Raw genomic sequence first — 22,364 nt, 5'->3', positions numbered from 1 at the left:
GGCGAAGCGTGTGGGTATCGGTGTTCGGAGAAGGAGGGGTTCACACATCCGTGGCTCTGGCGAGCACCGTGCTTTTGGGGCACCTATGAATAGAAACTGCACGCTGTGGACACTTAGGGTAGCGTGGTTGAAAGCGTTTTCTTTGCTTCGTTTCTTTGTCGCTTTGGACAAAGAAATGACGTGCCGCCACGCACAGTGGCTAATAGTGATAAAGAGAAAATCCGACTCTCGCAGACCACTAAGCCCGAAAGCAGCAACCCGGCATCAACCCCGACCGCTGACGCCGAAAGCAACAACCCGGCACTGACCCGCCCGCTAACCCCAGAACCTAGCACCCCGACACCAACCTCAGCCGCTAACCCAAAAACCACCCCAACCCCAAAAACCCGTCCACCGGCGCGAGCGAAAACTCCTAGACCAGAGCGCGCCGCACCCTAAGCCTGTCGCCGCGTGGCTCGCGAATCCAGATCAGCGAACAAAGCGAACCCAACACCGCAACAGCACCGGCAAGTACAAACGCACTGCCATAGGCACCATGCGTCGCCTGCACAATAAAGCCCGTCACCGCGGGCCCAATCACGCCAGCGAGGTTCGCCAGCAGATGCACAAATCCGCCCACGCCCCCCACATTCTCACGCCGGACGGTATCCTGAATCACGGCCCAATAAACCGCGCCCGTGACATAGAGAAAGAAAATCGACACCGACATCAGCGCGACCGCTCCCTCCATACTTTCCACTCGCCCGGCAAATCCGACACATACGGCTGCTACCCCGAGACACACCGACAAAACGATCCGCCGCGCGAGCAACGGCTTGCCCGTGACTCGCAAAATCAGGTCCGTGATGAAGCCGCCAGCGGCAAGGCCGATACTGCCGAGCAACCAGGGGATCACGGTCGCAATGCTCATATCATGAAGCGACATTTGATGTGCTTCAGTCAGGTACGTGGGGAACCATGACAGGAAGAAGAACAGCACATAGTTGTAGGCGAAAAAGGCGAACGCCGTCGCAAGAATGATCGGTTGCTTCAGGTAGAACTTCAGCCCCATCTTTTCGCCCTCGGGCGCATGCTCCATCGACGAGGCCTGCTGCTGCCCCGCGACAATCAACGCAAGCTCCTCCGGTTTCACGCGCTTGTCCTGCTGAGGCTGTTCAGTCGTGGTCAAGGTCCACACTACGAGCCATGCCAGACCGAGCACCATGATCGCGACAAACGCCCAGCGCCAGCCAAAACGGATCGCCATGTAGCCAACCACCGGTCCCGCAAGTGCGCCCCCCAGCGGCGTACCTGAACTGATCACACCAATGGCGCTGGCCACCTCGCGTCGCGGAAACCAGTTGTTGACCATCTTGCTGTTCGATGAACTGAATGGCCCCTCGCCCATGCCGAACAGAACCCGCAGCACGATCAATGAAACGAGGCTGCTTGCCAGCGCTGTCGCCCCGCAGAATAGCGACCAGATGCCCATCGATGCGCCGAATACTTTCTTCGCGCCGATCTTGTCCGACGCCACGCCGCCGATAAAATTGAACAGCGCGTAGCCGATGAAAAAGCTGCTGAACACAATGCCCATCTGCGCATGCGAAAAATCGAGATCCTTCTGGATCAGCGGAGCCGCGATCGAGAGCGCAGCACGATCGAGATAGTTGATCACGCCGGCGAGGAACAGCAAACCGACCACGAACCAGCGCTGGCTTCTGAACATGAATGTCTCCTGGAATACGCCTCTTCGTGATCGGGCGTTCGAGCAAAACGGTGATAGGGATTCAATCGAACTGCAGATGCACCTTCATCGACTGGTTGCGGTCATGGGCCACTTCGAACGCATGGTTCGCGTCCGCGAGCGGAAAGACATGCGTCATCAACGGACTCAGATCGATTTTCCCGGTGGCGATTTCTTCGGCGGCGACCGCGTATTCATCGGTGAAACGGAACGATCCCTGATAACGCAACTCCTTCGCCATCACGAGATTGGCCGCGACCGGCGACTGTCCCGCCGGCAGGTTGCCCACCTGGATCACAGTGGCACCCGCGCGTGCGGCCCGAAGCGCGGTGTCGAGCCCGGCAGGGCTGCCGGATGCTTCGATCACCACGTCGAAGGTGCCGCGTGACTGAGACCATGCTTCGACCTGCGCCTGGTCGGTGGCGAGTACGGTCTGATCGGCGCCTAGCGTAGCGGCCATCTGCAACGCTTTGTCGGCGAGGTCGAGCGCGACCAGACGATGCGCCCCGGCACGCCGCGCGACCGTTAGCAAAATACAGCCAATAGGTCCGCAGCCGATCACAAGTACCTGGGCGCCGACCAGCGATCCCGCATGCCGCAGCGCATGCAACGCGACGGCGAGCGGCTCCGCCATCGACGCCTGCGCGAAGTCGAGTGCATCAGGCACAGGCACGCATTGGCGAGCGGCAACCGCAATGTATTGGCGAAACATGCCCTGCATGTGAGGGAACGTCGAGGCGCTGCCCATGAAGCGCATATTCAGGCAATGGTTGGTCATGCCCTTCACGCAAAACCGGCACTCGCCGCAGTTCAGACCCGGGTTCACGGCAACACGCTGGCCAACGCGCAAACCGTTCACGCCCTCCCCCAGCGCGGCGATTTCACCCGCGACTTCATGACCAAGGACGAACGGTTCCCGGACCGCGAAATCGCCGCTTTTGCCCTTGAAGTAATACGACAAATCTGACCCGCAGATACCGCCCGCGCGCACGCGGATCTGAACTTGACCCAGCTGTGGTTGAGGCGCATCGACTTCGTCGATACGCAGGCGTTTCGGTTCGTGAAGGACGGCTGCAAGCATGAGAAGCTCCGTTGAATGGTGTAAGTGCCGAAGCACAGCGCGTGGCTAGAGGCGCGCCGCGAAAATAGGGGATGAATGCGATTCGCGGAGAGACGTCGCGAATGACGGCATACCCCAATCGTGAAGATCACCGCCACGTGGTTCTGCGAAGCACCGCCGCTCACCAGTTCCAGAGCGTGCCGTCTTCGAGTCGCGCGACCGGCAAATAAGCCGGATCGTAGGGATAGCGCGCCGCGAGTTCTTCGTCGATATCCACGCCGTGACCGGGCGCCTCGCCGGGATGCATCGTGCCCCGCTCGAAGGTCCATGCGTGTGGGAAAACATCAAGCGCTTCCTTCGGAAAACCCATGTATTCCTGCACGCCGAAATTCGGCACCCACAAGTCGAAATGGAGCGCCGCGCCCATGCAGACCGGCGACAAATCCGACGGCCCGTGGCAACCCGTACGAACCTGATAGAGCGACGCAAAATCCGCAATGCGTTTCAGGTGCGTGATACCGCCCGCATGCGTAAGCGTGGCGCGAATGTAGTCGATCAACTGCTCTTCAATCAGTTGCTTGCAATCCCAGATGCTGTTGAATACTTCGCCCACCGCGATAGGTGTCACCGTGTGTTGGCGAATCAGGCGGAAACCGGCCTGATTCTCCGCGGGCGTGGGGTCTTCCATCCAGAACAACCGATACGGCTCGACTGATTTACCCAGGCGTGCCGCTTCTATAGGCGTGAGACGGTGATGCACGTCGTGGAGCAGATGGGTATCGAATCCGAACTTGTCGCGCACTGCTTCGAAGAGTTTCGGCACGAAGTCGAGATACTTTTCCGACGACCACGTTTGCTCTTCCACCACGCCCTTGGTAGCTGGCTCATACATGCCCGCACCCTTCGATACCCCGTACACCGAGCGCATGTTCGGCACGCCGCATTGAATGCGGATAGCCTGATAGCCCTCTTCCACATGCTCTGCATAGCGGTCGAGGGCTTCAGGAATCTCACGTCCGGTCGCATGCCCGTAGACCATCACGCTCTCACGCGACGCGCCGCCGAGCAGCTTGTACAAAGGCAGATTCGCGACCTTGCCCAGAATGTCCCACAGCGCCACATCCACCGCGGCGATGGCGGTCATGGTCACCGGACCGCGACGCCAGTACGCACCCTTGTATAAAAACTGCCAGATGTCTTCTATGCTCCCCGGATCACGACCGATCAGCAGCGGGCACACGTGGTCCTTCAGATAAGACGCCACCGCCAGTTCGCGGCCATTGAGGGTGGCATCGCCAATACCGTGAACCCCTTCGTCGGTCACCACTTTCAACGTGACGAAGTTGCGTCCCGGACAACTGACGATGACATCGGCGCGAACGATTTTCATGGGAATTTCCTTGAGGTGCGATCAATGGAATTGATGCTACCATACAAGTAGACTCAATCGTCAATCAAGGGTTTTCCCGCTCCAGGCTATTTAAAATGACCAGTGAATCCATGCTTTGCCGCAAGGCGCTTCCGTTAATCGAGGACCATCTGCTAGCGCCTGAGTGGCGCGATCCCCGCATTGGCATCGTTCATCTGGGCATCGGAAATTTTCATCGGGCGCACGAAGCGGTTTATACGGAAGAGGCCATGCTTGCCGCGGGTGGCGACTGGGCAATCTGCGGGGTCACGCTGCAAGGCGACGTGACGAAGCGCGATGCGTTGATGGCGCAGGATGGCTTGTATAGCGTCGTGGAGCGTGGGCCGCAGGGTGTGAAGACAACAGTTATTCGCGCGCTGCGTGAAGTGCTCGCGCTGCCGCATGACCGCGCGCGACTGTTCGACTTGCTCGCCGACACAAATGTGCGGATCGTCTCGTTGACGGTCACGGAGAAAGGGTATTGCCGCGATACGAAGACGGGCGACGTCGACCTCGGCCATCCCGGCATCGCACATGATCTGGAGCATCCGGGCGAGCCCGGCACGGTGCCGGGTATCCTTGTCGCCGCATTGAAGACGCGGCGCGATGCCGGCATCGCGCCGTTCACCGTGCTCTCTTGCGACAACCTCTCGCACAATGGCGCAGCATTGCGCCAGGTGGTCTGTTCCCACGCTCGCGCGCTTGACGAAGCGCTGGCAACGTGGATCGATCGCGAAGTCGCGTTCCCGTCAACGATGGTGGATCGTATCGTCCCCGCGACCACGGACGCCGACCGTGACGCCGCGGCCGCTGCGCTCGGGCTTCGCGACGAGGCGCCGGTCCCGTGCGAACCGTTTCGACAATGGGTGATCGAAGACCGCTTCCCTGCCGGACGACCCGCATGGGAACGCGTGGGCGCGCAACTCGTGGACGACGTGATGCCATTCGAACTCGCCAAGCTGCGCATGCTGAACGGCACACATTCGACGCTTGCATATTTGTCGATGCTGGCGGGGTTCGCGACCATCGACGAAGCAATTTCGTTCGCGCCGCTGCGCACACTGATCCATTCGATGATGACGCACGAGATCGCACCGACCTTAAATGTCCCGGCATCGTTCGACTTGATGGCGTATCGCGATGCACTGCTCGAACGATACGCGAATCCGGCGTTGAAACATCGCTGCGCGCAGATTGCCATGGACGGCAGCCAGAAGATTCCGCCGCGCCTTTTCGCGACGATCGCGGCCCGCCTTGAGCGCGGGCAAGCAATCACGGGACTCGCGCTTGGCGTTGCAGCGTGGTTCGTTTTCTTGCGCGGACACGCCGACGACGGCACGACTTTCGTTATCAACGATCCGCTGGCCTCGCGGCTGACTGCGCTTGCGACGAACGCGGGAGACGTGGAAAACGCGCCGGAAAGCTTTGTCGATGCGATGCTCGGTTGTCGCGATGTATTCAGTCCCGAACTGGCTTCGAACGAGGTGTTCCGGCGCGCCCTGATTGAAGCGGTCACGCAGTTAGGGAGCGGCACGAGAACGGCGATCGAAAAGGTTGACTGCAATGCCAGGTTCCACAACAGATCTGGCTAATGTGCCGATCAAAACGCGTATTTGCACTGTAAAGCGGTTCGTGCTCGTTCAACCGACCCTGCGGCAGGTCTGCTTCCCTATGAGCTTATCGCAGCCTTTCGAAACGTATAGGGTCAACGCTTAACCATGCGTTTTTAGTCCCGCTAGCCCATGTTAAGAGTTGAGCCGCCCGAACAGCACAATTATGTGCAAACACAAGGTGTGGGCAGGCTCCTTTCCCACACCTTGGTGATTCTGATTAGCTACGAGACTTGTCTTTATTCAACGAGTCAAGGCACGATCACTTACTTTCCGAGTAACGATCTCTCAGCTTTCCAATAACCAGGCGTGTAATTCCAAGTCGAACCGTTGTTGGGTTGGTCTGTTACATACACATAGTTTGCTGTTGTTCCATTGACTGTGGTTTGCATTTGAGCTTGAGTCGCAGCGTAAGTCAGCAACCAGGTCTTCACCCCAAGCGAAGTTGCCGTACTTTGAGCCGAATTGAGGTTGGTGAGATTCTTTTGATATGCGTTAAAGGAATCTTCAAGTATTACTATGTGCTCACCCTTTTGCGCGCTAGCGATAAAACAATTATTATTTCCCCACGTACCTGCATTCCAAACTACTGTGCCGGATGCCCCCGCGTTTTTCACTGTCGAACGGATCGCACTCCATTTCGGTGGAGTGCCTGCGCATTTTTGCTGATCAGTCAACTGCTTCTCATTGCTACTGTCATTATCAAAAGCGGCCTCATCGAAAAAAATTCCATCGACGCCTCCAAGCGTGGTCTTGTATGCGTTTAAGTTGGCGGAAATGTCGGTGTAGCGCTGCTTCTGGGCAGCTGTTAATTGTGCGTAGCCGGTAGGGACATATCCGAGGACATAACCACCTTGGTTGCGGATGTTGGCAATGACTGCCTTATATTTAGTGATGTCAGCCGAGCTTAGTTTAAGCGCACCGCTATTTGGGTTAATTACGATGAAGCCACCTTTTGGAATCTGACCGCTGTATGTACTTGAAGGGCCATCCCAATATGCGGGAACTCCAAAATTCGATGGTGCGGCTTGTGCAAGAGGAACGGTGAGGCCCATCAGACCAGGAAAAATCAACCATAAACATTTACTTTTGAACATAGCTTACCTCAGTAATTCTAATTGCTAAAGTTAAAATCAAAATAGCTCAATCTGATTTGATGTCCCGCGCTCTGTGTTTATGTGTGATTTTCTCCGTTCCCCGTATAATTATTTGAGCCTAGTTCTTCGGGTAATCGAGGAAAATAAGAAAACTCTTAATAGTGAAAATTGCGACGATTACTTTGATATTTGTCGAGTGTCCTCTCGCAATAACTACAAGCGGCGTATTGGTGCAATAAATGAGCAATGTCTACAGTCGCGCACGAGTCGACGCAGCGAAGCAGGGTTGTCCTCCCCCGCGCAGGACCGCCGCGAGGCCACGCAGACCGGTCCGCACTTGTGATTTGATTTTGACGCACATGCGCGAGCGCTTCGATCAAGCCAAGCGCGGGCGTCACACCGACGCGATTGGTCCCGTATCCGTCTAAGAGGCGTTGCCTCACCTCGCCTTCATTTGCGGATCTGACGGAAGCCATTCGCGCATTCGAACAGACAATGCTCACGCGCATGACACCGGCTATTCACGCCACGCTGGCCTCGCAGGATCAGGTGATCGCGCATGACGCGCCCACGGCCCTGGTCGAATCCATCAACGCTCACCTGGAAGCAGTCAAGATCAACTCTGCGTCAAGGCAGAACCTCTGAAGCACGAGGCACGTTCACCGTTACCGCTTTGCGCCAGCGCACCGTCGCCAGCATGGACGCCACGACAATCAACCCGCCGCCGACCCATGCAATAAGCGATATCTTCTCGCCCAGCCACAGCCAGGCGAACAACGCGCCGAACGCGGGTTCGCTACCCATCAGCAACGCAACGCGGGTTGGACTACTGCGCTTGATCGCATAGTTCTGCGCGAAGAATGCGAACAGCGTGCACGCAAAAACCAGGTAAAAAACGCTACCCCAAAACGGCTCATGCCCCGTGAACGACGGCACGTGCTGCCACTGCTGCGGCGCAAACACGAGCGCCACGGCAGCACTACCAAACGCGACCACACCCGACTGCACTGCCGTCACTGACAAAGGCGGCAGTGTCGAGTCACGCAACACGCGTTTCGTCACGCAGACATTCAGCGCGCGCAGCAAAGCCGCCAGCAGGATCAGCGCATCGCCCGGATTGAAGACGAACCCACCATCACCGGCAAGCAGCCATGCGCCTAACAGCGAGAGCGTGACTGCTGCCCACTCAATCCGCCCGGGCCTGCGCTTGAGCAGCATCCACTCGACCAGCGGCGTCATCACCACGCAGAGACTGATCAGAAATGCCGCATTGGCGGCGCGCGTCATCAGCACGCCAAACGTCTCGCTTAAGAAAATGCCCAACAGCAGCAAGCCTGCGATAAATACGCCGCGCAGCGTGCGCGCGTCGGCATGTCGCAAGCTTCGCAATGCAGGCGACAACATGACGAACGTCATGCCGAATCGCAGCGTCAGCAGGCCCAGTACCGGATAGAACACAAGCGCATGCTTGACGATTCCGTAACTGGTGCCCCAGACCACCGCGACCACTAGCAGCATCAGGTCGGACACTAAGAGAAGGCGGTCTTGCTTGGACATAGTCGGACCTCAGGAGAATGAGTCCGTATTGTCGAGCGTTGCACATGAGACGATAATCGGGTCGATGCGCAAAGCCTTTATGTCGCAGATGCATTAATCCTCGCCCCACTCGCGACCACCCGATGAATCCAACAGAACTTTTTGCTTTGCTGCCCGACATGGCCGTATTTGCCCGTGTCGTCGATGCCGGCAACTTTTCCGTGGCCGCGCGCCAGCTCGGCAGCACGCCGTCGACGGTCAGCCGCCAGATCAAGCGTCTTGAGGAAGCGCTGGCCACGCGGCTGCTCGAACGATCGACGCGCAAGGTGAAGGTGACCGAATCGGGCGAACAGGTCGTCCGATTCTGCCGCGACATTGTGAGCGCGGCGTCGGGCGCCGTGGATGCAGCCGGGTCACTGGTCGGCCGGCCGCAGGGAAAAGTCAGTGTGAGCGCGCCGACAGCCTTTGCGAAAACGGTGATTCATCCGCTGGTGCCGGGCTTTTTGCGCGCGTATGAGGAAGTCGATCTCCAATTGCTATACGCGGATCATGAGGTCGATCCGCTCGAGAACGATCTCGACCTCGTGATCCGGCTAACGGATCATCCGCCGCCCGGTCTGGCGGGACGGCGGTTTGGATCGGTACGCTGGGTGTTGTGTGCGTCGCCAGCGTACCTGCGGGCGCGCGGCACGCCCGAGCATCCACGCGATCTCGCGCAACACGACTGCCTCTATCTTGGCGAAACCACCGACGACAACCGCTGGCGTTTTCGCCGTGGTACCGAGACGCAGACCGTGGAGGTAAGCGGGCGATATATAGCGAATCATGCGGGCGCGCGACTCGAAGCGGCGCAACAGGATTTCGGCATCGCGAACTTGCCGGAATTTACCGCTCGCGGAGCGTTGGAGAGCGGTGAACTCGTGCAAGTGCTCGCCGACTGGGATCTCGAAGCGCTCGCTTATGTAGGCTCGGTATGGTTGCTCTATCCGCCGAATCGCTTTCTACCGCCCAAGGTGCGGGCGTTGATTGATTATCTGGTCGAGCATATACACGACAGCAAGTGACATCGGCTTGGCGCCTGGCGTAGCCTAAGTGCTTAAGCATGCGCTCTTAAGCCGGCAAGCTTCCATGCTAGAAGTCGAGCCGCCCGAACAACTCATCGAATGGGACCATAACGTGCTCGCGGAACGCCGGGCGAAGCTGCAACCGTTCATACCAGGCTTCAACATTAGGAACGTCAGGCCGCTTGATATCCAGTTCGAAATAACGATAAAGGTTAGAGCCGGCCGCAATATCGCCCAGGCTCAAACTGTCTCCCGCAATGAAGGGCCGCTCGGCCAGCACGCGGTCGAGGAGTTGGAAATACTGCGCGCAACGACCAAGGTTCTCGTCAATGCTCTTCGCATTGCGCAAAGCCTCCGGCATCCGGTAAAAGCCCCAGAACACGCCCGTTAGAAAGGCGGGCTGCAAGCTGCTCTGAGACCAGTCCATCCAGCGGTCCGCCTGCGACCGCTGACCCGCGTCTTCACTCCAGAACCGCGGGCTGCCATAACGCGCCGCCAGATATCGCAAGATACTGTGCGACTCCCACACAATCGTGCCGTCGCTGTCTTTAATGACCGGCACACGTCCATGCGGATTCATGGCCAGGAATTCGACGCTCTGCGTCAGGCCGAAGCTTCCTCCGGCGGGAATATGCTCATGTGGCAAATCAAGCTCGCCGATCAGCCACATGACCTTCTGAACGTTAGACGAGTTGCGTCGTCCCCAAACCTGAAGCATGAAATGTCCCCTGAAGTTGGATGCCGCTGACCTTAGCTATTCATTTTCCGCTACTTAGTGAGTTAGCGTGATCGCAATCGAGAAGTATCAGCGAGGCAATCTCTTAGCCGCTCGATCCAATTGAATAGCGGTCTGCGTCCGAAAGTATACGCGCTGGTCGCCGAAATCTCCGCCTCCATGCTCGCACTGGTGCTTAACCAGATGCCCGCAAGCCATTGGCTTAAGGCGGTAAGTTGTCTTGACCTCGCATACAATCGTCGTGAGCGGATCAACTTGTCCGAACTCGATTAGCTCCCTTGGCAAAGCCTTGCCATTCATTACACGCCGCCCGTCACACGCGCATGGCAGCGGTTGACTTGCCCGACATGCACACACGCGCTTCTCCAAGAGAAGCCAGCAGGGAGCAGTATGGAGATTAAATGGATCGAGGACTTTATTACTCTTGCCCAGTACCAGAGTTTCTCGCGTGCGGCGGAGGTTCGTAATGTCACGCAGTCCGGTTTCAGCCGGCGCATTCAGGCGCTCGAGCAATGGGTGGGCGCCGACCTGATCGACCGCAGCAGTTATCCGCCCACACTGACACCCGCCGGACGTCTCTTCAGGGAAGCTGCCGACGACATTCTCAACCGCTTGTTCGACACCCGGGCCATTATTCGGACGGAACAGCGAATGCCCGGTATCGGGCTGCAGATTGCAGCGGGCCACACCATTGCGCTGAGTTTTCTTCCTGCGTGGCTCAACACGCTCACCGCGCAATTTCGCGATGTCAGGGCGCGCGTGATTCCCACCAACGTCCATGATTCCATCCTGATGCTAGTGAACGGCAACTGCGAACTCATGTTTGCGTATCACCACCCCGACCTGCCGCTTCATCTCGATCCCGCGCGCTATGAGTACCTGACGGTTGGCATCGACACGTTCATGCCAGTCTGCCAACCGAATCAAAAGTCGGGGCCTTCTCTGCGTTTGCCCGGCACCGCCAGCCGCCCTTTGCCGCTTATCTCGTACACGGAGACCAGCTATTTTGGCCGTTGCCTGGCATTGCTGCTTCGCCGCGCCAAGACGCAACCGGCATTACGTCCGCATTACGAATCGGACATGGCGGAAGTGCTCAAGAAGATGGTGCTGGAGGGCGAAGGCATTGCGTGGCTGCCGAAAAGCTCGATACAAACCGAGCTGAAAAATGGCGAGCTCGTTCCGGCTGGCGGCAAGGAATGGAATCTCGAAGTCGAGTTGCGTGTGTACCGCGACGCGTCGAATAGGAACGAGTTCATCGACACCCTGTGGCGATACCTGCGCTCGCCTGCCTGAGCTCATTTACCGAGTGTTTACCCTAGTTATGCGGTTCTCGCATAACAACATGCTGAACCCGCATCGCGGGTTTTTTGTCCGCTTCTACTATCCGTCCAGAGACAGAAAAGACCCCTAAGCCAAGGCGCGCCAAGGCACTTTTCGTCAAACCCATCGCACGGCCGCCCACGCTCATCCTCGTGCGAAACACTCCTGGAAGGATTGAAATGAAAAACCGGTTAACGCTCTATATAGTCATCGGCATGGTGCTTGGCATCGTGACCGGCTACATCTGTCACGGGACAGCCGCTGATTCGAACGCGGCAAAAGAAGTGGCCGGTTACTTCTCCATCATCACCGACATCTTCCTGCGGCTCATCAAGATGATCATTGCGCCGCTGGTATTCGCCACGCTGGTGTCGGGTCTTGCAGGAATGGACGGAACGAGCGACGTGCGCCGCATTGGCGTTCGATCAATTGGCTGGTTCGTCTGCGCCTCGCTAATATCGCTCGCCCTTGGCCTCTGTCTCGCCAACTTCCTGCAACCGGGTGCGGGCCTTCATATGGTCCAGACCAGTTCCGACGTAAGCACGGGCCTGAATACCGCCGGGCTGAACTTCAAGGACTTTGTTACGCACGCATTTCCCACCAGCATTCTCGACGCCATGGCGCGCAACGACATCCTGCAAATCCTGGTGTTCTCCGTGCTCTTCGGCGTTGTGTTGGGTGCGATCAAGTCGGACCCACGGGTGACGCCACTCGTACAAGCTATCGACGCCCTCGTTCCCGCCATGCTCAAGCTCACCGACTACGTCATGCGCCTTGCGCCCGTGGGCGTATTCGGCGCGATTGCATCGGCTGTGACGTTGCATGGTCTCGACGTGCTGATGACCTACGGCAAGCTGATCGGCAGCTTCTATGTGGGACTGGTGCTGCTATGGGTGATCCTGATCGGCGCCGGTTACGCGTTCCTTGGCAACGCCATCTGGTCGTTGCTCAAAGCGGTACGCGAGCCCGCCATGCTGGCGTTTTCAACTGCAAGCAGCGAAGCAGCGTATCCGCGCCTGACGGAAAAGCTGGAAGAATTCGGCGTGGACAAGAAGGTTGTCGGCTTTACGCTGCCGCTGGGCTATGCATTCAACCTGGACGGTTCAATGATGTACCAGTCGTTCGCCGCCATCTTCATTGCGCAGGCCTTTGGTATCGATATGCCGATAGGCACGCAGATCCTGATGCTGCTCGTGCTCATGGTCAGCAGCAAGGGTATGGCTGGCGTGGCACGTGGCTCGGTCGTGGTGGTCGCCGCCGTGGCGCCGATGTTCCACCTGCCTCCGTCCGGTGTTGTGCTGATCCTCGCGATCGACCAGATACTCGACATGGGACGGACCGCGACCAACGTGATCGGCAACAGCATTGCAACGGCCGTGATTGCGAAGTGGGAGACGGCTCGCATCACGCGAACGCAAGCCGTGACCTTCGATCAGCTGCAAGGCGAAGCGAAATGAGGGAGAAGCTGGGGGAGAAGCATCAGCAGGGACGCCGCTCTTTGGGCGTCATCGGCGGACTCGGACCGCTCGCCAGCGCCGACATGTTTTTCAAGCTCGTCAAGTCGACGCCCGCAACCGGCGACGCGGATCACTTCGATGTCGTCTTCGAGCAGCATCCGTTTCGCGGCGCCGGCGCCACCAGCGCCGCGACGGTTGAACGCAAGCTCTACATCTTCGATCTCATTCGTGCATTCGAGAAGCGCGGCATAGAGACAGTCGTGCTGCCCTGCTTCCTGAGCCACACCTTCATGGACGAGTTGAAGGCCAACTCGCCCCTGCAGATCGTGGACATGATCGAGGCAGTGCGACACCATGTGCGGCGCAAATTTCCTTCCGTGCGCCGCATTGGCGTGCTGGCATCGGACTACACGCGGCGCAACGGTCTCTTCGAACGCTATTTTTCTGCGCCCGAGTTCAACGTCATCCATCCGCGCATGGATGGAACCACGGACCTCGTCACGCGTGCGGTGTATGGAGAAAATGGCATCAAGTCTGGTCGTCTGCTGGGTCAGCCGGTTGCGCTGCTGAAAGCCGCTTGCGCGGATCTCATTGCGCAAGGTGCGGAGATCATCGTGCCGGGCATGACCGAGATCGCTCTCGTTGCAGATGAGCTGGGCGCGCTGAGCGTCCCGCTGATCGACTCGAATCTTGCGTATGCCCAATACATTGTGTCGGGCCAGTATGAGTCGCCGGCCAAGCTGTTCAAGGTCGGCGTGGTGGGCGGCGTTGGTCCTGCGGCGACCGTGGACTTCATGCAGAAAATTGTCAGCAACACACCGGCGAAGCGGGATCAGGATCACATCAAGCTGCTGGTCGAGCATAACCCGCAGATCCCCGACCGCACCGACAACCTCATCGGCGATGGCCCGGACCCCACGATCTCGTTGTACGCCACGTGCAAGAAACTCGAGAGCGGCGACGCCGATATCATCGCAATTCCATGCAACACGGCACACGCGTTTATTCATCGAATCCAGCCTTATCTCAGCATCCCGATCGTCAACATGCTGACCGTGACCGTCCAGATGCTTCGCGATTCGTTTCCGTCGCTTAGCGATGTCGGGCTCCTTGCTACATCGGGGACGGTAGCAAGCGGGGTGTACCGGCAAGCCCTGGCAGCGCAAGGATTGCGGCAGGTCTTGCCGAGTCCGGCATTGCAGGCAAGCGTGATGAATGCGATCTATGGCAAGGAGGGAGTAAAGGCGGGATTCGTCGATGGACAGTGTATGGACGACATCCGCGCGGCACTGGAAGGCTTGGCCGACGAAGGCGTCGAGATTGTGATTCTTGGATGTACGGAGCTGCCATTGCTGCTTCCGGGCGCTCAATGGCTAAGCGCTCGCGGACGGACGATCACGCTAGTGGATCCGACCGATATTTTGGCGAAACGCTGCGTGGCGTATGCCACCGCAGCGGCCGAACTGAAGGTTGAGTCAGAAGCCGCACACTAAGGCACCGCGCGGTGCTAAGCCTTGTGCTAAGCCTCGTACTAAGTCTTGATCTCCGCACGGAGAAATTCGATCAACGCCTGCTGGACCGCATTAAGCGCGCCGCCCGCGCTCACCAATGCAAGCTCGGTTGGCGGCAAGTCGGGCAGATCTGTACAAATGCGATGCTCGGGAAGCACGGCGGTCGTCGGCAACACCGACACGCCAAGCCCCGATGAAACAGCCGCCTGGATGCCGGTCAGGCTATGACTGCCGAACGCAACGCGCCAGCGCCGGCGCGCCTTGTCCAACCCACGGATCGCGCGCTGCCGGTACACACAACCTTGCGGAAACAACGCTAGCGGGACGGGTTCGTCCGTCAGTTCAACGCCTTCTCCTTTTACCCAGACGAGCGATTCGGGCCAGGATGCAAGGCACTCGCCGCTGCCCGGCTCGCGCTTGAGCAACGCAATCTCGACCTCGCCTGCAGCCAGCTTGCGCTGGAGATCGACGCTCATGCCGCTTACCGTTTCAAGCCGCACGCCGGGTTTCATCTTCACAAATCCCGACAGCATGGCCGACATACGGCGTGCGTCGAAATCCTCGGGTACGCCAATGCGTACCGGCTCAAGCGCTATGTCGCTGGTCAACGCATCCTGCGCCTCCGTCGACAATGCCAGCAGCCGCCGCGCATAGTGCGCGAGCAACTCTCCATGCTCGGTAGCGCTCACGTGATTGCCGGTCCGGTCGCGCAGCAGCAGCGTGCGGCCAACTGCCGCCTCAAGCTTGCGGATCTGCTGGCTCACCGTCGACTGGGTCCGATGGACGCGTTCGCCGGCGCGCGTAAAACTGCCTTCATCGACTACGCAAACCAAGGTGTTCAACAACTCGAGATCTAGCATGAGCCACCGCCGCGTTATTTGAATTTCGATTGACGTTCAGAGTTTAATTTAATTTCCAAATATCGATCAATCCTTTTACGCTTGCGGCATGCACTCAACTCAGTCACTCAACACTTCACTTAACTAAGCGAGCAAATCATGGCTCTTAACGCGCTTGAACACAGCCGCCGGCCGCAATGGCTCACCTTCGACTGCTATGGCACCCTGATCCAATGGGATGAAGGATTGCAAGCCGCAGTCCGCAAGATCCTGTCCGCCAAGCAAACAGAGGCGGTTGATCCGGCGCGGTTTATCGGCATTTACGATCGGCATGAACATGCGCTTGAGCAAACCTCGCCGCATCGGTCGTTTCGCAGCGTGAGCACGGATGCATTACGGCTCGCACTCGATGAGCTAGGCTTGCAAAGCGACGCGGATGACGCCCGCGTGCTAACAGACAGCATCTCGGCCATGCCGCCCTTTCCCGAAGTAACCGGTGCTTTGGAGCGGCTTAAGGAGGCGGGTTATCGTTTGTGCATTGTGTCGAATACGGATGACGAGATCATCGCGGGCAATGTCGCGCAGCTTGGCGGGTTGATCGATCGCGTCGTCACCGCACAGCAGGCCGGGGCTTACAAACCATCGCGGAAAATATTCGATTATGCTTTTGACTCGCTTGGCGTGACCAAAGACGACGTCGTTCATATTTGCGCCAGCCCGCACCTCGATCATGCGGCTGCGCGCGAAGTCGGCTTTCGCTGCGTATGGATCGATCGTCGTACCGGCCGCACGGTACTGCCCGATTACACACCCGACGCCACGCTTGCAACGCTAGATCAAGTACCTGTGCTATTCAATAGATTAGGCTGGTAAATTTCCAAGGCAATCAATCATCATGGCTCACTCGCTTTCAGTCGACAGCACCGCTCCTTCCTCGCGCATCGCGCGGCTTGATTCCGATGCCATCATGCAGGCGCGCATTGAACTTGCCGCGTGCTTTCAGCTTGCAGCGCAGCGGGGTTACGAGGAAGGGGTTTGCAATCATTTCTCGGCAGTCGTGCCCGGGCACGACGATCTGTTTCTCGTCAATCCGTATGGTTATGCGTTTAGCGAGATCACCGCATCGCGTCTGCTCGTTTGCGACTTTGAAGGGCATGTGATCGCGGGTGAAGGGCAGCCGGAAGCCACGGCGTTTTATATCCACGCACGGTTGCACCGGTCGAAACCGCGAGTAAAAGCTGCTTTCCACACGCATATGCCGAATGCGACTGCGTTATGCCTGATCGAAGGGCCGCCGCTTTTGTGGCTCGGACAGACGGCGTTGAAGTTCTATGGCCGCACTGCCGTCGATGAGGATTACAACGGCCTCGCCCTGGATGAGTCGGAGGGAGACCGTATTGCTGACGCCATGGGCGACGCCGACATCCTGTTCCTGAAGAATCACGGCGTGATGGTGGCGGCCCCGAGCATCGCGGAGGCTTGGGACGATCTCTATTATCTGGAGCGCGCGGCAGAGGTTCAGCTTAAGGCCATGAGCACCAATCAGCCGCTCAAGCCCGTGCCGCACGAAGTAGCACAGCGCACGTATGAACAAATGCGCTTGGGCGATGCACAAAGTGCCCGCGCGCATCTCGACAGCTCGATTCGAATATTGCGCAATCAGGGGAACGGGTTCGAACAATAAGCGTAAGCGTGAATATGCACGCGCTTATCCGGTAGCGACAACGCGTTGCCGCTACCGGGCCGCCCTGTCATGACCATCGCTCAGGCCATCGCCGGCCGCGCACGACGTTATTGAACAGCAACGCAATAACCAGCAGCAGACAAACGCCGCTAAGGACAGGAACAAAAAAGAATCCTGTCGAAGCGTTACCGCTAAGCATGATCACCAGCGGATCAGCACCCGCCGGAGGATGCACGCAACGGGCGAGTTGCATCAAACCAATAGCGAGCCCTACCGACAGTCCCATTTGCCATACCCCTGGACCGGCGAACCAATACACCGCCAATCCAACTGCAGTGGAAAGCAGATGTCCGAATACAAGGTTGCGGGGCTGCGCGAACGCACTATCGGGTGCGCCAAATAGCAGGACGCTGGACGCACCGAATGGCGCGATCACCAACGGACTGCTCGTCAGATGCCCGAGCAGGGAGATCACGCCAATTGCCAGAAAACCACCTAAAAAACCGAATGCCGCTTGTTTAAACCGCGCTAAAGGAACTGCGGGCGCCGCGCGAGCGATCTGTTCATTCATTGCGTTTAAAGCCTATGGAAATGCGCACGCCGCCCCTCAACAGCCGGACCAGCGTGCCCACGGCGTCAAGCCTTCTTGAAGCGGGCTGCCTCTTCCGAGCCCGAGGTCGCATTGCCTGCGCTGTATGAATGCGCGCCCACGCCGGCGAGACGTCCGCCGTCGACGATCAGATACTCTTCGCGAATGGGTTCCTTGGCGAACCAGCACTCGAGAATCTCGCGCGTACCTGCAGCGTAACGAGCCTGAGCAGAAAGCGTCGTCCCCGACGTATGCGGCGTCATGCCCTGATGCGGCATGGTCCGCCACGGATGATCGCTCGGAGCTGGCTGCGGGAACCAGACATCGCCCGCATAGCCCGCGAGTTGACCGGATTCCAGCGCACGCACAATGGCGTCGCGATCCACAATTTTCCCGCGTGCCGTGTTGATGATGTACGCACCACGCTTCATCTTGCTGATCATCTTCTCGTCGAAAAGATGCTCGGTTTCCGGGTGCAACGGACAATTGATGGTCACGATATCGCAGACACGCGCCATCGATTCAGCCGTGGGGTGCCAGGTGGCGCCAAGCTCGCGCTCGACCGCTTCCGGCAGACGATGCCGATCCGTGTAGTGCAGCTTGACGTCGAACGGTTTGAGCCGGCGCAAGACCGCCGCGCCAATCCGCCCGGCCGCCACGGTCCCAACGTTCATCCCTTCAAGATCGTACGCACGCGAGACGCAATCCGCGATATTCCAGCCGCCCTTCTTGACCCATTCATGCGACGGCAGGTAATTCCGGACCTGCGACAGGATCATCATGACAACATGCTCAGCCACGCTGATGCTGTTGCAAAACGTCACTTCGGCCACCGTGATACCGCGATCGATCGCTGCCTGCAAATCGACGTGGTCCGAGCCAATACCTGCTGTCAGCGCGAGCTTGAGCTTCGGCGCGCGGGCGATCCTCTCGGCCGTCAGATACGCCGGCCAGAACGGCTGCGAAATAACGATCTCCGCATCTTCCAGTTCACGCTCGAACGTGGAGTTGGGGCCATCCTTGTCGGACGTGACAACCAGGGTATGTCCCTGCGATTCGAGGAACTTACGCAAGCCCAGTTCGCCGGACACGCTGCCCAGCAATTCGCCCGGCTTGAAGTCGATTGCCTTCGGTGTCGGGGCGCTTTGTCCATCGTGATACTTCGTGATGGCGGGAATGTCGTCCCGGGCGTACTTCTTCGGCATACCGTCGACGGGGTCATCATATAAAACGCATAGAACCTTGGCCATGACTGTCTCACTCCACTCTGATTTGGATAACACCGGCGCCGATGTCCCGGCGCCGCCTTGGTCGTTACGTGGGGCTGGCACGTCGACACAGCACAGTGTCTCCAAGTACTCGCGGAGGGTCCAATCGTTTGGATGAATCAGGTGATAAGCGCTTCTTATGAAGGCGCGCAAGCATGCGCAGAAAGGGGCGCATGTCGCGCGTTAAACGGTCACCCGGCCTTGCGATGCGCGCGCAGCGTCGGGCAGCAATGCGTCGAACTCCCGTTGCAGATCAAGCTGCTCTGCCGCTTTCCAGATGGCGGCAACAAGGGGCGGAGGCGGATTCCGATTGCGCGCAATAAGACCAATACCGCGCGTCAACTCCGGCAATAAAAGCGACGCACGCACACGGCTACCCGCGGGTAGGACGCTTAGAAGGCTATGCGGAAACACGCTGAACAAGCCCGCATGTTGAACGTGCGCGTAGAGAGACAAAAGAGAGTCGGTTTCGAGAACCACGGTGGGCAGCACGTTCTCACGTCGGAACGCGGCATTGATCACTTGCCGGTTCTGCATGGTGGCGGTCAACAGACCAAGCGGCAATCCACCCACGCTGCTCCATTGCACCGTGCCCGCGTCAAACGCATCGCCTGCGCTGGAGGGCGACAAGAGCAGGTAACGCTCGAAATAGAGAGGCAACACGCTGAACCCTGCCTGCACCTGATCGTCGAGATAGGTCAGGCCGACATCGAGTTCATGCTCGTCCAGTTGACGCATGATCGCGTCGGAGCTGAGCGAGCGAACCTCATAGTGCATATGCGGATGCTCACGCATGCACGGTGCGAGCATGCTGGCGGTCACCGGCATGACTGTCGGAATCGCGCCTATGCGCAGCGTCCCGATCAGCCTGACCTGCGCAGCGGACGCATCCTGCCGCATGTTCTGCAGCGACGCGAGCGTTTGCCTCGCCCAGCCAAGCACACGCTCACCGTCTTCCGTAAAGCCTACGAAGCGCCGCGTCCGCTCGACAATGACCAGCCCCAGTTCGGCCTCAAGCGTACGGATGGCCGACGACAGCGCGGGCTGGGAAACGTGACAGGCTTCTGCTGCTCGCGCGAAATGTTTTTCACGCGCCAGCGTGACGAGATACTCGAGTTGCCGAATGAACATTGCGTCCTTTGTTAGCGTTTCTTCGCCGACACGACTCAGGCAAGCAGGTCCTCGTAGAACGAGCCGAACGGCCTTGCAGGATGCGCGAGCTGAATCTCCAGTATCCAGAGCCCGGCCTCCGGATGCGGCTCGAAATTCCCGAGATTGCCCGCCTTGAAGATTGCGTGCGGGAAATCGCTCACGCGATGCCCCTTGATGTCGAGGTTCAATTTCCACCCCAGCGCCGACGCGCGCTCCGCCGCGTAGTCATACAACACCTTGCCGCCGGCTCCCGTCGTTCGCCAGTGATGCTCGACCTCATCGAAGACGGTCTTTGCCGCATCCGCGCACGCTTTCATCTCCGCGTCTGCACCAACCACGAAGGTCGCGCCCGCATCGCCTTCATGTCCTTTCCAGACCACGCCGAGATCGACAAAAAAAATGTCGTCGTCTTTCAGACGCGGATCTTCCTCGGAACGTTGCTTGAACGTCCGCAAGGTGTTTTCTCCAAACCGGATCAGGATGGGATGCCAGATTCGCTCCATCCCTAGCTCCTGCAGAACCCGCTTGCACTCGCTCACCGCTTCCGACTCAAGCATTCCGGGTTGAATCCGGGCTGCCACCTGTTCGACGACTTCCCACGTTTTGTCGCGCGCGTAATGCATCGACTCGAGAACGAATTTCTCTCCGACCGCTTGTTGCGTGGTGTTGCTCACTCAAATCTCTCCGGCTTCGTTATATTCGGATAAATATATCGATGACCACTGGGAAAGTCCATTTCCGCACCTTGAGGGAGACGGGAACGGTCTATTTCCTGCCGACATCATGGTCATATTCTACGCAGGGTCCGTTCGCGCGCTGATTGACCGATTCCCTCCCGCATGGCCACGCTAATCGTGTAGTGGAATTTCCCCATGGTGACCGCCGCGTGGAAACTCGACCCGGCGCTAGCGGCCGGTTGATTATTGGCCGGTAGGCATGCTCCGCGTCCGGGATTACGCTTCGCCTGACCAGGCAGCACCACCGTTACCTGATCAGCGGCCTGCCATGCACGACCGGCATGCCAAGACCTGTAAAAACCAGAGATAGAGGAACGTAGCCATGCGCTTTCGTCATGGTAGACATGACGATATATCGATTGTGATGGCTATTTTGCGACCCTACATTTTTCATGCACGGACAAATGCTGGCGGGCGCGACCGCTCACCCGGCGCATAAGTCAGACATCTCACTTAACCACCCACGGAGTCGGCGATGAAAAAATTCAGCACGGGACGGCGGCAAGCCTTCAAGACGATCGGCGCAGCGCTCGCAGCGTCCACGCTGCCAGCGCCGTTTCTCAATCTCAGAGCCCAGGAACACAATTTTTCGGGCAAGACGCTACGTCTGCTGACCTGGTCAGACGATACGGGAACTGCCGCGTTGCACAATATAGCGGCTACGTTCACGGCGAAAACCGGCGCGAAGGTGATCGCGGACCGCGCGGACGGCACCTCCGGCATGGTCGCCAAGGTGAAGGCCGCGGGCGACCGCCCCACCTATGACGTGATCACGCTCGCGGGCGTAGGCGCCTCGGGTCTCGGCGATGCGGGCCTGCTAGTCAAGCCCGACCTCGACAAGCTGCCGAATCTCAAGGAGGTGGCGGCGCGGTATCGAACCGGTGCAGATGGGTTTGGTGTCGGCTACCTGCTGTGGTCCGACGGGCTGATCTACAACACGTCGACGGTCAAGACACCGCCGGCGTCCTATGAAGCGCTGTGGGATCCCAAATACTCAGGCCGCATTTTCTTGCCGCCGCCCGAGTTTGCCGAGGCGGTCGATCTGGCGATCATCGCTGCAAAAATGTCGGGCGGTTCGCAGCAGAACATTGATCCGGGTTTCAAAAAGCTTGCGGAACTGAAGGACCGCGTGATGACGCTCGGCGAGAATCCGAATCAGGTCGCCGACCTGTTTCGCACGGGCTCGCTCGATATCGGCGGCATCTATTCGCCCGCGTTCTTTCCCGACCAGATCAGGAAACCCGAATACAAGATGGGCGTGACGTACGGTATGAAGGAAGGCTTTGCCACGCAGTTGATGTTCACGGTGATTCCGAAATCGCACCCTGGCGACCTCGATCTGATTCACGCGTTCATCAACCATTCGCTCGATGCCGGCGTGCAAGGCCGGATGGCCGCTGACGTGCTGAACGGCCCCGTGAATTCAAAGGCCATCATTCCTGCCGAGAGCCTCAGGTACGTGCCGAGCCCGCAGCAGATCGCTGAGAAGTCCGTACTGCACGACGACAAGTCGCTTGCCGTGGTACAGGCCGCGTGGATCAAGCGCTATACCGAGATCTTCTCGGCGTGA

At 58.6% G+C, this 22,364-nt stretch carries 20 protein-coding genes; 9 read left to right on the top strand and 11 right to left on the bottom strand.

Going from position 1 to position 22,364, the window contains the following annotated elements:
* Positions 1-412 precede the first annotated feature (412 nt).
* The 3 genes from ACSQ36_RS38645 to manD form a co-directional block, all read right to left on the bottom strand.
* Entirely contained in the window at positions 413-1,708 is a 1,296-nt protein-coding gene (locus ACSQ36_RS38645) for an MFS transporter (protein ID WP_436186183.1), read from the bottom strand.
* Positions 1,709-1,769: 61 nt separating this feature from the next.
* Positions 1,770-2,807, bottom strand: coding sequence for an L-idonate 5-dehydrogenase (locus tag ACSQ36_RS38640; protein ID WP_436186182.1), 1,038 nt, complete (start codon positions 2,805-2,807; stop codon positions 1,770-1,772).
* Between the two features lie 160 nt (positions 2,808-2,967).
* Complete coding sequence (manD, locus tag ACSQ36_RS38635; protein WP_436186181.1) at positions 2,968-4,176, bottom strand: D-mannonate dehydratase ManD; 1,209 nt, start codon at positions 4,174-4,176, stop codon at positions 2,968-2,970.
* Between the two features lie 95 nt (positions 4,177-4,271).
* Between manD and ACSQ36_RS38630 the strand changes: the two genes are divergently transcribed.
* The gene (locus ACSQ36_RS38630; RefSeq protein ID WP_436186180.1) at positions 4,272-5,786 is read left to right on the top strand and encodes a mannitol dehydrogenase family protein; all 1,515 of its coding nucleotides are present in this window, start codon (positions 4,272-4,274) and stop codon (positions 5,784-5,786) included.
* A 284-nt stretch (positions 5,787-6,070) separates the two neighbouring features.
* On the opposite strand, the gene ACSQ36_RS38625 is transcribed toward ACSQ36_RS38630, so the two are convergent.
* Entirely contained in the window at positions 6,071-6,901 is an 831-nt protein-coding gene (locus tag ACSQ36_RS38625) for a spherulation-specific family 4 protein (RefSeq protein WP_436186179.1), read from the bottom strand.
* A gap of 495 nt (positions 6,902-7,396) precedes the next feature.
* On the opposite strand from ACSQ36_RS38625, the gene ACSQ36_RS38620 reads away from it, so the two are divergent.
* Positions 7,397-7,546 carry a hypothetical protein gene (locus ACSQ36_RS38620; RefSeq protein WP_436186178.1) on the top strand — a complete coding sequence of 50 codons (150 nt, stop codon included), beginning with the start codon at positions 7,397-7,399 and terminating at the stop codon, positions 7,544-7,546.
* On the opposite strand, the gene ACSQ36_RS38615 is transcribed toward ACSQ36_RS38620, so the two are convergent.
* Positions 7,529-8,458, bottom strand: a complete 930-nt coding sequence (locus tag ACSQ36_RS38615) for a DMT family transporter (protein ID WP_436186177.1) — start codon at positions 8,456-8,458, stop codon at positions 7,529-7,531. The genes ACSQ36_RS38620 and ACSQ36_RS38615 overlap by 18 nt on opposite strands.
* A 122-nt stretch (positions 8,459-8,580) precedes the next feature.
* Here ACSQ36_RS38615 and ACSQ36_RS38610 point away from each other — a divergent pair, with 122 nt between their 5' ends.
* Positions 8,581-9,501 carry a LysR family transcriptional regulator gene (locus ACSQ36_RS38610; protein ID WP_436186176.1) on the top strand — a complete coding sequence of 307 codons (921 nt, stop codon included), beginning with the start codon at positions 8,581-8,583 and terminating at the stop codon, positions 9,499-9,501.
* 67 nt (positions 9,502-9,568) lie between these two features.
* Here the strand turns inward: ACSQ36_RS38610 and ACSQ36_RS38605 are convergent, their stop codons facing one another.
* Positions 9,569-10,219: a glutathione S-transferase family protein gene (locus ACSQ36_RS38605; protein WP_436186175.1), complete on the bottom strand. Its 651-nt coding sequence runs from the start codon at positions 10,217-10,219 to the stop codon at positions 9,569-9,571.
* A gap of 408 nt (positions 10,220-10,627) precedes the next feature.
* Here ACSQ36_RS38605 and ACSQ36_RS38600 point away from each other — a divergent pair, with 408 nt between their 5' ends.
* The 3 genes from ACSQ36_RS38600 (at position 10,628) to ACSQ36_RS38590 (ending at position 14,507) form a co-directional block, all read left to right on the top strand.
* On the top strand, positions 10,628-11,530 hold the full coding sequence (locus tag ACSQ36_RS38600; protein ID WP_436186174.1) for a LysR substrate-binding domain-containing protein: 903 nt from the start codon (positions 10,628-10,630) through the stop codon (positions 11,528-11,530).
* A 206-nt stretch (positions 11,531-11,736) separates the two neighbouring features.
* A complete protein-coding gene (locus ACSQ36_RS38595; protein ID WP_436186173.1) occupies positions 11,737-13,014 on the top strand; it encodes a dicarboxylate/amino acid:cation symporter in 1,278 nt (425 codons plus the stop codon).
* On the top strand, positions 13,011-14,507 hold the full coding sequence (locus tag ACSQ36_RS38590; RefSeq protein ID WP_436186172.1) for an aspartate/glutamate racemase family protein: 1,497 nt from the start codon (positions 13,011-13,013) through the stop codon (positions 14,505-14,507). Before ACSQ36_RS38595 ends, ACSQ36_RS38590 begins: the two co-directional genes overlap by 4 nt.
* A 38-nt stretch (positions 14,508-14,545) precedes the next feature.
* On the opposite strand, the gene ACSQ36_RS38585 is transcribed toward ACSQ36_RS38590, so the two are convergent.
* A complete protein-coding gene (locus ACSQ36_RS38585) occupies positions 14,546-15,385 on the bottom strand; it encodes a LysR family transcriptional regulator (RefSeq protein WP_436186171.1) in 840 nt (279 codons plus the stop codon).
* A 138-nt stretch (positions 15,386-15,523) separates the two neighbouring features.
* Between ACSQ36_RS38585 and ACSQ36_RS38580 the strand changes: the two genes are divergently transcribed.
* Complete coding sequence (locus ACSQ36_RS38580) at positions 15,524-16,237, top strand: haloacid dehalogenase type II (RefSeq protein WP_436186170.1); 714 nt, start codon at positions 15,524-15,526, stop codon at positions 16,235-16,237.
* 22 nt (positions 16,238-16,259) lie between these two features.
* Positions 16,260-17,048, top strand: coding sequence for an aldolase (locus ACSQ36_RS38575; RefSeq protein WP_436186169.1), 789 nt, complete (start codon positions 16,260-16,262; stop codon positions 17,046-17,048).
* Positions 17,049-17,115: 67 nt separating this feature from the next.
* Here the strand turns inward: ACSQ36_RS38575 and ACSQ36_RS38570 are convergent, their stop codons facing one another.
* The 4 genes from ACSQ36_RS38570 to ACSQ36_RS38555 all read right to left on the bottom strand — a co-directional run bounded on the left by ACSQ36_RS38570 (position 17,116) and on the right by ACSQ36_RS38555 (position 20,731).
* Entirely contained in the window at positions 17,116-17,619 is a 504-nt protein-coding gene (locus ACSQ36_RS38570; RefSeq protein ID WP_436186168.1) for an HPP family protein, read from the bottom strand.
* 65 nt (positions 17,620-17,684) lie between these two features.
* Positions 17,685-18,887, bottom strand: a complete 1,203-nt coding sequence (locus ACSQ36_RS38565) for an NAD-dependent formate dehydrogenase (RefSeq protein ID WP_213762908.1) — start codon at positions 18,885-18,887, stop codon at positions 17,685-17,687.
* A 201-nt stretch (positions 18,888-19,088) separates the two neighbouring features.
* A complete protein-coding gene (locus tag ACSQ36_RS38560) occupies positions 19,089-20,036 on the bottom strand; it encodes a LysR family transcriptional regulator (protein WP_436186167.1) in 948 nt (315 codons plus the stop codon).
* 35 nt (positions 20,037-20,071) lie between these two features.
* Complete coding sequence (locus tag ACSQ36_RS38555) at positions 20,072-20,731, bottom strand: M24 family metallopeptidase (RefSeq protein ID WP_436186166.1); 660 nt, start codon at positions 20,729-20,731, stop codon at positions 20,072-20,074.
* 538 nt (positions 20,732-21,269) lie between these two features.
* Between ACSQ36_RS38555 and ACSQ36_RS38550 the strand changes: the two genes are divergently transcribed.
* Complete coding sequence (locus tag ACSQ36_RS38550; protein ID WP_213762911.1) at positions 21,270-22,364, top strand: ABC transporter substrate-binding protein; 1,095 nt, start codon at positions 21,270-21,272, stop codon at positions 22,362-22,364.

The organism is Caballeronia sp. LjRoot34 (assembly GCF_964253815.1).
Classification (GTDB): Bacteria; Pseudomonadota; Gammaproteobacteria; order Burkholderiales; family Burkholderiaceae; genus Caballeronia.
This window is presented reverse-complemented; position numbering and strand designations above follow the sequence as displayed.